The organism is Burkholderia sp. Bp8963 (genome assembly GCF_003854275.1).
In the GTDB taxonomy this organism is placed as follows: Bacteria; Pseudomonadota; Gammaproteobacteria; order Burkholderiales; family Burkholderiaceae; genus Burkholderia.
In genome coordinates this window covers 81,447-93,838 of sequence record NZ_QTQP01000020.1, presented here as the reverse complement: position 1 = coordinate 93,838, position 12,392 = coordinate 81,447, and the positions used below count along the sequence as shown (strand labels likewise).

Below are 12,392 nucleotides of genomic sequence, written 5' to 3'. Positions count from 1 at the left end.
TGCGCGTTATATTTTAAAGATATTGGCGCTGCCGACGGGGATCGACCCGATACGGCGCAGTCTTGCGATTCAGTTACAATACGTGCCCGCTGGAGCACGGGCAATGACAGGCCCGGTTCTTGCAGAACGAAAACCCGGGAATCGCAAACGTGCCGGATCGCGTGTCCTCCACCCGACCGCGACCGATGCGACCTGCCGCGCAGCACACCGGTTCGCCGCGCGCACGTCGACGCCAGGCCTATCCTGGTATTTGAGAACCGGTTTTCCAGAGGCTTTCGGCCCCGCAGCGGCAAATCGCAAATGATTGCAAGCGCAGTTGCGGGTAATCCCAAAGTGCAGGCAATATCTCGTGATTTGCCGCACATTGAAGAAGCAAGCAGATGACGAAGAAACTCTTGACCGAAGCCGAAATCCTGAAGATGAGCGACAAGGATTACATGAATGAGGATCAGCTCGCCTTCTTCAAAGCTCGGCTCGAACAATTGCAGTCGGAAATTCTCCACAACGCCGGCCAGACGACCGAGAACCTGCGCGAAACCGTGATCGTCCCCGATCCCGCCGACCGCGCGACGATCGAGGAAGAGCACGCGCTCGAACTGCGCACGCGCGACCGCGAGCGCAAGCTCCTCAAGAAGGTTCAGCAGTCGCTCGCCCGGATCGAATCCGGTGATTACGGCTGGTGCGAGGAAACCGGCGAACCGATCGGCATTCCGCGCCTGCTTGCGCGGCCGACCGCCACGCTGTCGCTCGAGGCGCAGGAGCGCCGCGAACTGCGCCAGAAGCTGTTCGGCGACTGAGCAGCCGGCGTTCCGCCCAGACACGCTGCTTCACGAAAGCGCGCGGCCTCCCGCGCGCTTTTTGTTTTTCGAAGGCCGCCTGCCGTTTTTCCGGCAGCGCTCCCGCCTCCCTCTTGATATCCCGGCGCGCGCCCTAAAATGAATCCAATGCGTGCCGGGCCGCTCCCCGGCGCACCGCGATTCATGCGGCGGCGCAGCGCGCCGCCGCCTCTTCCCCGTTTTTCTCAAGGAACGCAGATGGAGCAATTTCACGGCACGACCATCGTTTCGGTCCGGCGCGGCGACAAGGTCGCGCTCGGCGGCGACGGCCAGGTGACGCTCGGCAACATCGTCATGAAGGGTGGCGCGCGGAAAGTGCGGCGGATCTACAACAACCAGGTGCTGGTCGGCTTCGCGGGCGGCACCGCCGATGCGTTCTCGCTGCTCGACCGCTTCGAGGCGAAGCTCGAGAAGCACCAGGGCAACCTGACCCGCGCGGCCGTCGAACTCGCGAAGGACTGGCGCACCGACCGGATGCTGCGCCGCCTCGAGGCGATGCTGATCACGGCCGACGCGACCACGACGCTCGTCATCACCGGCAACGGCGACGTGCTCGATCCGGAAGGCGGGATCTGCGCGATCGGCTCCGGCGGCGCGTACGCGCAGGCCGCGGCTCGCGCGCTCGCCGAGAACACGGCGCTGTCGCCGCGCGAGATCGTCGAGAAGTCGCTCGAAATCGCCGGCGACATGTGCATCTATACGAACCACAACCGCGTCATCGAAACGATCGAGTAAGGAACGAAACATGAGCACCATGACCCCTGCCGAGATCGTCTCGGAACTCGACAAGCACATCATCGGCCAGGACAACGCGAAGAAGGCGGTCGCCGTCGCGCTGCGCAACCGCTGGCGCCGCCAGCAGGTTGCCGATCCGCTGCGCCAGGAAATCACGCCGAAGAACATCCTGATGATCGGGCCGACGGGCGTCGGCAAGACCGAGATCGCGCGGCGTCTGGCCAAGCTCGCCGATGCGCCGTTCATCAAGATCGAAGCGACCAAGTTCACCGAAGTCGGCTACGTCGGCCGCGACGTCGACAGCATCGTGCGCGACCTGATCGAGATCTCGGTCAAGCAGACGCGCGAAGCCGAGATGCGCAAGGTGCGCAGCAAGGCGACCGACCAGGCCGAGGACCGCATCCTCGACATCCTGCTGCCGCAGCCGCGCGCGGTGGGCTTCGGCGCGAATGCCGAGCACGCGAACGACGACAACAACGCGACGCGCCAGACGTTCCGCAAGCGCCTTCGCGAAGGCCAGCTCGACGACAAGGAAATCGAGCTCGACCTCGAGCAGCCGACGATCGGCATGGACATCATGGCGCCGCCCGGGATGGAAGAGATGACCGAGCAGATCCGCTCGATGTTCTCGAACCTCGGCAGCGGCAAGAAGCAGCGCCGCAAGGTGAAGATCAGCGAAGCACTGAAGCTGCTGACCGACGAGGAAGCGGCGAAGATGCTGAACGAAGAGGAAGTGAAGACGAAGGCCGTGCAGAACGTCGAGCAGAACGGCATCGTGTTCCTCGACGAGATCGACAAGATCACGTCGCGCAACAACGAGGGCAGCGGCGGCGAAGTGTCGCGCCAGGGCGTGCAGCGCGACCTGCTGCCGCTCGTCGAAGGCACGACGATCAACACGAAGTACGGGATGGTGAAGACCGACCACGTCCTGTTCATCGCGAGCGGCGCGTTCCATCTCGCGAAGCCGAGCGACCTGATTCCCGAACTGCAGGGGCGCTTCCCGATCCGCGTCGAGCTCGATTCGCTGTCGGTGAAGGATTTCGAGGCGATTCTCGTCGCGACCGACGCGAGCCTCGTCAAGCAGTATCAGGCGCTCCTCGCGACCGAGGACGTGCAGCTCGAGTTCGCCGACGACGGGATCCGCCGTCTTGCGGAGATCGCCTATGCGGTCAACGAGAAGACCGAGAACATCGGCGCGCGGCGTCTTTATACGGTGATCGAGAAGCTGCTCGAGGAAGTGTCGTTCGCGGCCGGCAACCACGCCGGCGAGCGCGTGACGATCGACGCGAAGTACGTCGAGCGTGCGCTCGGCGAAGTGTCGCAGGACGAGGATCTGTCGCGCTACGTGCTGTAACGCGTACGCAGTCCGAATGGAACACGGGCGGCTCCGGCGGGGCCGCCCGTTTTTTCATGCGCGGGCGGGCGGCGCCTTGCCGCCCCGTCCCTCAGCAACGCGGCGCGGGCTTACTGGCGCACCGGCTTCTTCGCGAGCTTGCGCTGCAGCGTGCGGCGGTGCATGTTCAGCGCGCGCGCGGTCGCCGAGATGTTGTTGTTGTTTTCCGCGAGCACGCGCTGGATGTGCTCCCATTCGAGCCGGTCGACCGACAGCACGACCGGATTCTCGAGCGCCTCGTCCGCCTGCACCTCGGTCGCGTTGGTCTGCAGCGCGGCCAGGATCGATTCGACGTTCGCCGGTTTCGCGAGGTAATTGTCCGCGCCGTCCTTCACCGCCTGCACGGCGGTCGCGATGCTCGCATAGCCCGTCAGCACGAGGATCCGCGCGTCCGGCTGCAGGTCGCAGAGCGGCGCGATCAGGCTCAGGCCCGAATCCTCGCCGAGATGCAGGTCGACGGTGATGAACTGGAACTTGCCGCCGGCGGCGAGCTTGAGCGCCGTGTCCTTGTCGTGCGCCTGCTGGACCGCATAGCCGCGGCGCTCGAGGCCGCGCGCGAGCGTCCCCGCAAACACCTCGTTATCGTCGATCACCAGGAAGTTGTTGTCGCTCATGTGGTTTCTCCGTCTACGTGTTGGGTGTGGCGGCGGGCGACGCCGCATGACGCACGACCGGCAGGCGCAGCACGGCCCGCGTGCCTCGCCCGGAGGAAGTCCCTGCGGGACGACCCGCGGCGGCGCCGTTCGTGCCATTCGTGACATGTGCACCGTTCGGACGCCCGGCCGCATGGCCCGCCGAACGCGCCGTCACGTCGGACAGCTCGACCACGCCGCCGAGCCGAGCCGCCGCGCTGAACGCAAGATACAGCCCGACGCCATGCCCGCCCTGCGTGCTGTCGACCGGCATCGCGCCGAGCGATTCGCGCAACGCGGCCGGGATGCCCGGGCCATCGTCGCATACTTCGAATTCGATTTCGTCGTCCGCGCGGTCGTGCACGACCTTCGCGGCGAGCGTCACGCGATGCGGGCTCGCGCGCGCGGCGTTGTCGAGCAGGATCGTCAGGATCTGGCCCGCGGCGACCGGATCGTCGAGCGCGACGCCCGCCGGCCGCGCGCCGAGCAGTTCGAACTGCACGTGCGGATGCCGCAGGCGCCAGTGCTCGACGAACGTGTCGAGCCAGTCGTCCACCGGCTGGCGGCTCGCCGGCGCACTCGCGCGGCTGCGCAGTCGCGCGAGCGCCGACGTGCAGAGCGACATCTGCTCGTCCAGCACCTTCAGGTCGGCCTCGTAGCGCGCGAGCCCCGCGTCGGTGCGCGCGGCGTCGCGCAATTCCTCGGTCAGCATCGCGATCGTCGACAGCGGCGTGCCCATCTCGTGCGCGACGGTCGCGGCCTGCACGCCGAGCGCGACCGCCCGCTCGTCGCGCAACAGGTGTTGCTGCGCCTCGCCGAGCGCCGCGTCGCGCTGGCGCAGCGCATTCGACATGCGCGCGACGAACCATGCAATCAGCCCGACGCTGACCATGAAGTTCGCCCACATGCCGGTGCGGTAGTAGTCGAACAGGTTCGCCGGGTTGTCCATGTTGAGCGGCACCGAATCGAAGCCGAGCGACGCGTAGCACGCGACCGCGAACGCCGCGAGCCAGATCATCAGGTGCCACGGCAGCACCGCCGCCGCGATCGCGAGCGACGGCAGGTACAGCGACACGAACGGGTTGGTCGTGCCGCCCGACAGGAACAGCAGCGCCGACAGCGCGCCGAGGTCGACCCACAGCTGGCCGAGCAGCTCGAAATTGGTCTCGGGCCGCGCGCGCAGTACGCGCACCCAGGTCAGCGCGTTGAACACGATTTCGAGCGCGATGACCATCAGCATCGCCGGTAACGGCAGATGCACGCCGAAATAGGTCTGGACGACGCCGATCGTCACGAGCTGGCCAATGATCGCAAGATTGCGCAGCCAGAACAGGTGGCTCAGGTTGACCCGGCCGGTGGTGGTGATTCGTTGCATCCGCGCAGTTTACCCGTTTAGCCGATGGTGCCCCAAACAGAGGGCCAGACCGCATGCGCGCGGCGCCCTGCCGGGGCGTCGCGGCGCTGCCGGTCAGCCGCCCGCTGCGACGCGCCGGGCCGTCTCGTCGGCGAGGCATTCCGGGCACAGGCAGCGCGCGCCGAGCGCCGGCTGCGCGCCGTCGGGCAGCCCGGGCATCGACGCGCACCAGCAGTCGAATGGCTGCGTGTGCGCGCCGCAGTCGAAACCGCGCCCGCAGCGCGGGCAGCGCGCGCGTCGCGGGTCGGAACGGCGATCGGTGGCGGATACGGTCATCGGGCGTCGGCCAAGGGCGGGCGCGGCGGCGCCCAACGGGACAAGCATAGCGCGGCGGCCGGATTTTGCATGTCGGCCGACTGGCCGATGGCGCCCAAAATCCCGATGCTGCGCTGCGCCACTCCTGTACAATTCGCCCTGTTTCAACCGTTCCCAGCCAGAGCCGCCGCCATGTCCGAGCCCATCGACCTCTCGCAGATCGCCCCCACGTTGAAAGCAGAAATCCTCGCGGAGGCGCTACCGTACATCCGCCGCTACCACGGCAAGACCGTGGTCATCAAATACGGCGGCAACGCGATGACGGAAGAGCGGCTCAAGCAAGGCTTCGCGCGCGACGTGATCCTGCTGAAGCTGGTCGGCATCAACCCGGTGATCGTCCACGGCGGCGGCCCGCAGATCGACACGGCGCTGAAGAAGATCGGCAAGCAGGGCACCTTCATCCAGGGCATGCGCGTCACCGACGAAGAAACGATGGAAGTCGTCGAGTGGGTGCTGGGTGGCGAAGTGCAGCAGGACATCGTGATGCTGATCAACCACTTCGGCGGCCACGCGGTCGGCCTGACGGGCAAGGACGGCGGCCTGATCCACGCGCGCAAGCTGCTGATGCCGGACCGCGACAATCCGGGCCAGTACGTCGACATCGGCCAGGTCGGCGAGGTCGAGGCGATCAACCCGGCGGTCGTGAAGGCGCTGCAGGACGACGCGTTCATCCCGGTGATCTCGCCGATCGGCTTCGGCGAGGATGGCCTCTCGTACAACATCAACGCGGATCTCGTCGCCGGCAAGCTCGCCACGGTGCTGAACGCCGAGAAGCTGCTGATGATGACCAACATCCCCGGCGTGATGGACAAGGACGGCAACCTGCTGACCGACCTGTCCGCGCGCGAGATCGACGCGCTGTTCGAGGACGGCACGATCTCCGGCGGCATGCTGCCGAAGATCTCGTCGGCGCTCGACGCCGCGAAGAGCGGCGTGAAGTCGGTGCACATCGTCGACGGCCGCATCGAGCACTCGGTGCTGCTGGAAATCCTGACCGAGCAGCCGTTCGGCACGATGATCCGCTCGCATTGAGCACCCGCCGCCAGACCGCCACCCCTGACCTGCCGGCCGCCATGCGGCGCCGGCGCGTATCGCGCAACCGGCCCCGCGCCGGCGCGCCGGTGTGGCTGTTCGATCTCGACAATACCCTTCACCACGCATCGCACGCGATCTTCCCGGAGATCAACCGCGCGATGACGCAGTACATCATCGACGCGCTCCAGGTCGAGCGCGCCGAAGCCGACCGCCTGCGCAACGGCTACACGAAGCGCTACGGCGCGGCGCTCCTCGGCCTCACGCGCCACCATCCGATCGATCCGCACGACTTCCTGCGCGTCGTCCACACGTTCCCCGACCTGCCCGCGATGCTGCGCGCCGAGCGCGGCCTCGCACGGATCGTCGCCGCGCTGCCCGGCCGCAAGTTCGTGCTGACCAATGCGCCGGAAAACTACGCGCGCGCGGTGCTGCGCGAGCTGCGAATCGAGCGGCTGTTCGAGCGCGTGATCGCGATCGAGCACATGCGCGACCGCCGCACGTGGCGCGCGAAACCCGATCACACGATGCTGCGCCGCACGCTGCGCAGCGCCAACGCGCGGCTCGCCGACGCGATCCTCGTCGAGGATACGCGCGGCCACCTGAAGCGCTACAAGCGCCTCGGCATCGGCACCGTGTGGATCACCGGCCACCTGCCGGGCCACCTGCCGAATACCGGCCGTCCGCACTATGTCGACCAACGCATTCGTTCGTTAAAATCGCTGCGACTGGGCACTCGATCGGGGCGACAGAAATGCAGCCGACTCACCCGCAGGACCAAGCGGTAACAGACGACCAGGCAACACCCACCCGCACCCGCGTGCGCCCGAAACCGGGCGAGCGCCGCGTGCACATCCTGCAGGCGCTCGCGACGATGCTCGAGGCGCCGAAACCCGAGAAGATCACCACGGCCGCGCTCGCGGCCCGGCTCGACGTGTCGGAAGCCGCGCTGTACCGGCACTTCGCGAGCAAGGCGAAGATGTACGAAGGGCTGATCGAGTTCATCGAGGAGACCTTCTTCGGCCTCGTCAACCAGATCGTCGCGAAAGAGCCGAACGGCGTGCTGCAGGCCCGCGCGATCGCGCTGATGATGCTCAACTTTGCCACGAAGAACCCCGGCATGACCCGCGTGCTGACCGGCGAAGCGCTCGTCGGCGAGCACGAGCGCCTCGCCGAGCGCGTGAACCAGTTGCTCGACCGCATCGAGGCGACGCTCAAGCAATGCCTGCGGGTTGCGCGGATGGAAGCGAACGCGCAGCCGGATGGCGCGGCCGCCGTCGCGGCGCTGCCTGCCGACTACGATCCGGCCGCGCGCGCGAGCCTGCTCGTCAGCTACGTGATCGGACGCTGGCATCGCTTCACGAAAAGCGGTTTCCAGAAACCGCCCGGCGAGCAGGCCGACGCACATTTGCGGCTGATCCTGCAGTGATGGGCGATTCGGGCGCGGTTCAAGCGTGATTCAAGTGCGGGGCCGGCATGCCGCCGAATCCGCCCCGCCCGGAAATTCCGCTATACTCTGCCGACTGCCGCCACCTGGCGGCATGTCGGAAGCGCGCCGATTTGCTGACTCGATTGCGGGCGCGCGAACCGGCCGGGGCCTTGATTTGTCTTTGTCCCGGCGGGTTCACTATAAATGCGGCTAAAGAGGTCGTCAGCCGCGCATCTTTGCCTCCGCGCATCGCCGACACCATTTAGCCGCCCAGTGAATAAGGCGGAACGAATGGAATCGATCGGCATCGTCGCTCCACAGACCATGCATTTCGCCGAACCGCTGCGCTTGCAAAGCGGCAGCGTGATCGGCAACTATCAGCTCGTCGTCGAGACGTACGGCGAGCTCAACGCCGCGCGCTCGAACGCGGTGCTCGTCTGCCACGCGCTCAACGCGTCGCATCACGTCGCCGGCGTCTACGCGGACGATCCGCGCAGCACCGGCTGGTGGGACAACATGGTCGGCCCGGGCAAGCCGCTCGACACCAACCGCTTCTTCGTGATCGGCATCAACAACTTCGGCTCGTGCTTCGGCTCGACCGGCCCGATGAGCATCGATCCGTCGACCGGCAAGCCATACGGTGCGCGCTTTCCGGTCGTCACCGTCGAGGACTGGGTGCACGCGCAGGCGCGCGTCGCCGACGCGTTCGGCATCGAGCGCTTCGCCGCGGTGATGGGCGGCAGCCTCGGCGGCATGCAGGCGCTCGCGTGGAGCCTGATGTATCCGGAGCGCGTCGCGCACTGCATCGACATCGCGTCGACGCCGAAGCTGTCCGCGCAGAACATCGCGTTCAACGAGGTCGCGCGCTCGGCGATCCTGTCCGACCCGGACTTCCACGGCGGCGACTACTACGCGCACGGCGTGAAGCCGAAGCGCGGCCTGCGCGTCGCGCGGATGATCGGCCACATCACGTACCTGTCCGACGACGACATGGCCGAGAAATTCGGCCGCGCGCTGCGCCGCGCCGACGGCGCGCTCGACGCGTACAACTTCAGCTTCGACGTCGAGTTCGAGGTCGAGTCGTACCTGCGCTACCAGGGCGACAAGTTCGCCGACTACTTCGACGCGAACACCTACCTGCTGATCACGCGCGCGCTCGACTACTTCGACCCGGCGAAGGCGTTCGACGGCAACCTGACGGCCGCGCTCGCGCACACGCAGGCGAAATACCTGATCGCGAGCTTCTCGACCGACTGGCGCTTCGCGCCCGCACGCTCGCGCGAGATCGTGAAGGCGCTGCTCGACAACAAGCGTACGGTGAGCTACGCGGAGATCGATGCGCCGCACGGCCACGACGCGTTCCTGCTCGACGACGCGCGCTACCACAACCTGATCCGCGCGTATTACGAACGAATCGCCAACGAGGTGGGCGTATGAACCAGCAAGCGCTGAATTCCCTGTCCGCGCGCGCGGACTTCCGCGCGATCGCCCGCTGGGTCGAACCGCGCGCCACCGTGCTCGACCTCGGCTGCGGCGACGGCTCGCTGCTGTCGCTGCTGATGAAGGAGCTGGACGTCACCGGCTACGGCATCGAGCTGAACGACGCGGGCGTGCTCGCGAGCGCGAAGAACGGCATCAACGTGATCCAGCAGAATCTCGAGGACGGCCTGCGCCTGTTCGAGGACCACAGCTTCGATTTCGCGATCCTGTCGCAAACTTTGCAGACGATCCACCAGACCGCCGCGATCCTGCGCGAAACGGCGCGGGTTGGCCGCGAATGCATCGTGTCGTTCCCGAACTTCGGCTACTGGGCGCACCGGCTGTCGGTGCTGCGCGGCCGGATGCCGGTGTCGAAGTCGCTGCCGTACCAGTGGCACAACACGCCGAACGTCCGGGTGCTGACGATCAAGGATTTCGAGGCGCTCGCGCCCGAGGTCGGCGTGACGATTCTCGACCGCATCGTGCTGCACGAAGGCCAGCCGATTCGATGGGGAGAGAACTGGCGTGGTAGTCTTGCTGTCTACCGCGTCAAGCGCCGCTGAGCCGGGGGACCGTTGACGAACGGTCCGGCCGGGTCAGGTCCGGCCGGGTGAGGCGCCGCCAGGCAGCCGGCCCGTGCCGCGCGGGCGGCCGCCATGCCGCGCCGCCCACGCCACTGCGTGCGCCGCCGCCACCATAACGTCAACGCTACCCTGTTCCAGTACATGTCAAAAACGCCACACGAGGCGCCCGCACTCACCGCTCACGAGGATCACCCCGGCTGGCGAGCCTTCCTGAACACGCACATGCTGATCTGCGTGTTTCTCGGCTTCACGTCGGGTCTGCCCCTCTTCTCGCTCGTCTATCTCGTGCAGGCCTGGCTGCGCTCGGAGGGCGTCGACCTGAAGGCGATCGGCCTGTTCGCGCTGATCCAGTTTCCCTATACGTGGAAATTCCTGTGGGCGCCGCTGATGGACCGCTACGTGCCGCGCCTGCCCGGCTGGCGGCCGGGCCGCCGGCGCGGCTGGATGCTGTTCACGCAGCTCCTCGTCGCGGGTGCGATTGCCGCGCTCGGCGTCGTGTCGCCGCGCGACTCGATCTGGACGGTTGCCGCGCTCACCACGCTCGTCGCGTTCTTCGGCGCGAGCGCCGACATCGTGATCGACGCGTATCGCCGCGAACTGCTGCGCGACACCGAGCAGGGCCTCGGCAACGCGGTGCATGTGAACGCGTACAAGATCGCCGCGCTGATCCCCGGTTCGCTGTCGCTGATCCTGTCCGACCACCTGCCGTGGAGCGGCGTGTTCGCGTTCACCGCCGCGTTCATGCTGCCGGGCATCGTGATGACGCTGCTCGTGCGCGAGCCGGAGGTGGCCGGCACGCCGCCGCGCAACCTGCGCGACGCGGTGATCCTGCCGTTCCGCGAATTCATCCTGCGCGACGGCTGGGCCGGCGCGCTGCTCGTGATCGCGTTCATCTTCCTGTTCAAGCTCGGCGACACGATGGCGACCACGCTGTCCACGTCGTTCTTCCTCGACATCGGTTTCAACAAGACGCAGATCGGCGTGATCGCGAAGACGACCGCGTTCTGGGCGAGCCTCGCGGGCGGCATCATCGGCGGCGTCTGGCTCGTGAAGATCGGCATCGCGCGCGGGCTGTGGATCTTCGGCATCCTGCAGATCGTGTCCACGCTCGGCTTCGCGTGGCTCGCGAAGGCCGGCGCGCAGCCGGCGCTGATGGCCGCCGTCTACGGCTTCGAAACCTTCTCGACGGGCCTCACGCTCGCCGCGTTCACCGCGTACATCGCGAGCACCACCGACCCGCGCTACACCGCGACGCAGTTCGCGCTGTTCACGAGCCTCGCATCGGTGCCGCGTACGCTCGCGTCCGCCGCGAGCGGCTACATCGTCGCGGACCTCGGCTGGTTCAACTATTTTCTGGTGTGCGCGGCGCTCGGCATTCCGGGCATGCTGCTGCTGTTCAAGGTCGCGCCGTGGAACGGCGACGCACGCGACAACGGGGTTGCCCGTGCGCAATGAACGGCTGCGCCGCCTCGCGCATCTGGGCGCGTCGCTGAGCATCGGCGCCGCGGTGCTCGGCGCGGGTCTCGCGCGCGCGGGCGACACGGCGGCCGCGGTAGCGCCCGGCTCGGCCCCGTCGGCCCCGTCGACCACGCCGAACCCGCCGGCCGCGCCCGCGCAGGCCCTCTCCACGCCGTCCACGCCGTCCACGCCATCTGCCTTGCCGCCGCCGCCCGCCGCCGCCGAGCCACCCCAGCCGACGGGCGCGGCCGCACCGGCGAAGGCGTACACGCCGACACCGCAGCAAGTCCGCTTCGGCAACGCGATCGCGTTCCGCACGCTGATTCCGTCGCAACTGCTCGAGCAGCTGACCGCGAGCGAATACGCGCAGATCGTGCTGGCCGCCGGGCAGGCCGACCGGCTGCTCCCGGCGAACCAGCCGCGCGTGAAACGTCTGCGCGCGATCGTCGCGAAGCTCGCGCCGTATTCGGTGAAATGGAATGACCGGGTCAAGACGTGGTCGTGGGACGTCAACGCGATCCGCTCGCGCGACATCCGTCTGTCGTGCCTGCCGGGAGGCAAGATCCTCGTCTACGAAGGGATGCTCGACCGCGTCCGGCTGAACGACGACGAGCTCGGCGTGCTGCTCGCGCACGGCATCGCGCACGCATTGCGCGAGCATGCGCGCGGCAATTTCAGCGATCCGTCGCAGACGTCGCTGCGCGCGGCGTCGCTGCCGCCGCTGTTCGGTGTCGGCGATCCGCTGCCGCAGCAGCTGAACCTCGGCGAGCGCCTGCAGACGCTGCGCTACGACCCAACCGACGAGACCGAAGCCGACGTGATCGGCGGCGACATCGCCGCGCGCGCCGGCTTCGACCCGCGTGCCGCGATCACGCTGTGGGACAAGCTCGCGGTCGCGACACGCGCGAACAAGGCGACCGGCTACATCTACGCGCATCCGTACAGCGCAGCGCGCCGCCAGGACCTGCTGAACCGCCTGCCGGACCTGTTGCCGCTCTATGCGAAGGCGACGGCCAAGCGCGTCGACACGCTGCCCGACTACGCGGGAATCAGCGCGCAGCGGCGCAAGGTCGCGCGGCGCTGAA

The 12,392-nt window shown here is 67.5% G+C and carries 13 protein-coding genes; 10 read left to right on the top strand and 3 right to left on the bottom strand.

What is annotated here, in order from left to right:
* Positions 1-380: 380 nt before the first annotated feature.
* The 3 genes from dksA to hslU all read left to right on the top strand — a co-directional run bounded on the left by dksA (position 381) and on the right by hslU (position 2,925).
* Positions 381-797, top strand: a complete 417-nt coding sequence (gene dksA / locus DID96_RS18650) for an RNA polymerase-binding protein DksA (protein ID WP_124600752.1) — start codon at positions 381-383, stop codon at positions 795-797.
* A 237-nt stretch (positions 798-1,034) separates the two neighbouring features.
* Entirely contained in the window at positions 1,035-1,571 is a 537-nt protein-coding gene (gene hslV, locus DID96_RS18645) for an ATP-dependent protease subunit HslV (RefSeq protein WP_124600751.1), read from the top strand.
* A gap of 10 nt (positions 1,572-1,581) precedes the next feature.
* The gene (gene hslU, locus DID96_RS18640) at positions 1,582-2,925 is read left to right on the top strand and encodes an ATP-dependent protease ATPase subunit HslU (RefSeq protein WP_124600750.1); all 1,344 of its coding nucleotides are present in this window, start codon (positions 1,582-1,584) and stop codon (positions 2,923-2,925) included.
* A gap of 110 nt (positions 2,926-3,035) precedes the next feature.
* Here hslU and DID96_RS18635 read toward each other — a convergent pair whose 3' ends face one another.
* The 3 genes from DID96_RS18635 to DID96_RS18625 all read right to left on the bottom strand — a co-directional run bounded on the left by DID96_RS18635 (position 3,036) and on the right by DID96_RS18625 (position 5,286).
* The gene (locus tag DID96_RS18635) at positions 3,036-3,578 is read right to left on the bottom strand and encodes a response regulator transcription factor (protein WP_124600749.1); all 543 of its coding nucleotides are present in this window, start codon (positions 3,576-3,578) and stop codon (positions 3,036-3,038) included.
* A 13-nt stretch (positions 3,579-3,591) separates the two neighbouring features.
* Complete coding sequence (locus tag DID96_RS18630; protein WP_124600748.1) at positions 3,592-4,971, bottom strand: ATP-binding protein; 1,380 nt, start codon at positions 4,969-4,971, stop codon at positions 3,592-3,594.
* A 93-nt stretch (positions 4,972-5,064) separates the two neighbouring features.
* Positions 5,065-5,286, bottom strand: a complete 222-nt coding sequence (locus DID96_RS18625; protein ID WP_124600747.1) for a cysteine-rich CWC family protein — start codon at positions 5,284-5,286, stop codon at positions 5,065-5,067.
* Between the two features lie 171 nt (positions 5,287-5,457).
* On the opposite strand from DID96_RS18625, the gene argB reads away from it, so the two are divergent.
* From argB to DID96_RS18580, 7 genes are all read left to right on the top strand, one after another.
* A complete protein-coding gene (gene argB, locus DID96_RS18615) occupies positions 5,458-6,357 on the top strand; it encodes an acetylglutamate kinase (RefSeq protein ID WP_124600746.1) in 900 nt (299 codons plus the stop codon).
* Positions 6,354-7,145 carry a pyrimidine 5'-nucleotidase gene (locus DID96_RS18610; RefSeq protein WP_124600745.1) on the top strand — a complete coding sequence of 264 codons (792 nt, stop codon included), beginning with the start codon at positions 6,354-6,356 and terminating at the stop codon, positions 7,143-7,145. Before argB ends, DID96_RS18610 begins: the two co-directional genes overlap by 4 nt.
* Complete coding sequence (gene slmA, locus DID96_RS18605) at positions 7,112-7,786, top strand: nucleoid occlusion factor SlmA (protein WP_124600744.1); 675 nt, start codon at positions 7,112-7,114, stop codon at positions 7,784-7,786. The genes DID96_RS18610 and slmA overlap by 34 nt, the downstream gene beginning before the upstream one ends.
* Before the next feature lie 291 nt (positions 7,787-8,077).
* On the top strand, positions 8,078-9,223 hold the full coding sequence (locus tag DID96_RS18595; RefSeq protein ID WP_124600743.1) for a homoserine O-acetyltransferase: 1,146 nt from the start codon (positions 8,078-8,080) through the stop codon (positions 9,221-9,223).
* Positions 9,220-9,828 (top strand): methionine biosynthesis protein MetW, encoded by a 609-nt coding sequence (metW, locus tag DID96_RS18590; protein ID WP_124600742.1) that lies wholly within the window; start codon positions 9,220-9,222, stop codon positions 9,826-9,828. Before DID96_RS18595 ends, metW begins: the two co-directional genes overlap by 4 nt.
* A 162-nt stretch (positions 9,829-9,990) precedes the next feature.
* A complete protein-coding gene (locus tag DID96_RS18585) occupies positions 9,991-11,304 on the top strand; it encodes an AmpG family muropeptide MFS transporter (RefSeq protein ID WP_124600741.1) in 1,314 nt (437 codons plus the stop codon).
* A complete protein-coding gene (locus DID96_RS18580) occupies positions 11,294-12,391 on the top strand; it encodes a M48 family metallopeptidase (protein ID WP_124600740.1) in 1,098 nt (365 codons plus the stop codon). Before DID96_RS18585 ends, DID96_RS18580 begins: the two co-directional genes overlap by 11 nt.
* Position 12,392: the final 1 nt, after the last annotated feature.

What these genes read in the sequence shown, in the direction of transcription:
- dksA (WP_124600752.1), top strand. Translation starts at nt 381, where the DNA reads ATGACGAAGAAACTCTTGACCGAAGCCGAAATCCTGAAGATGAGCGAC.
- argB (WP_124600746.1), top strand. Translation starts at nt 5,458, where the DNA reads ATGTCCGAGCCCATCGACCTCTCGCAGATCGCCCCCACGTTGAAAGCA.
- metW (WP_124600742.1), top strand. Translation starts at nt 9,220, where the DNA reads ATGAACCAGCAAGCGCTGAATTCCCTGTCCGCGCGCGCGGACTTCCGC.
- slmA (WP_124600744.1), top strand. Translation starts at nt 7,112, where the DNA reads ATGCAGCCGACTCACCCGCAGGACCAAGCGGTAACAGACGACCAGGCA.
- DID96_RS18625 (WP_124600747.1), bottom strand. Translation starts at nt 5,286, where the DNA reads ATGACCGTATCCGCCACCGATCGCCGTTCCGACCCGCGACGCGCGCGC.
- DID96_RS18595 (WP_124600743.1), top strand. Translation starts at nt 8,078, where the DNA reads ATGGAATCGATCGGCATCGTCGCTCCACAGACCATGCATTTCGCCGAA.
- DID96_RS18630 (WP_124600748.1), bottom strand. Translation starts at nt 4,971, where the DNA reads ATGCAACGAATCACCACCACCGGCCGGGTCAACCTGAGCCACCTGTTC.
- hslV (WP_124600751.1), top strand. Translation starts at nt 1,035, where the DNA reads ATGGAGCAATTTCACGGCACGACCATCGTTTCGGTCCGGCGCGGCGAC.
- hslU (WP_124600750.1), top strand. Translation starts at nt 1,582, where the DNA reads ATGAGCACCATGACCCCTGCCGAGATCGTCTCGGAACTCGACAAGCAC.
- DID96_RS18585 (WP_124600741.1), top strand. Translation starts at nt 9,991, where the DNA reads ATGTCAAAAACGCCACACGAGGCGCCCGCACTCACCGCTCACGAGGAT.
- DID96_RS18635 (WP_124600749.1), bottom strand. Translation starts at nt 3,578, where the DNA reads ATGAGCGACAACAACTTCCTGGTGATCGACGATAACGAGGTGTTTGCG.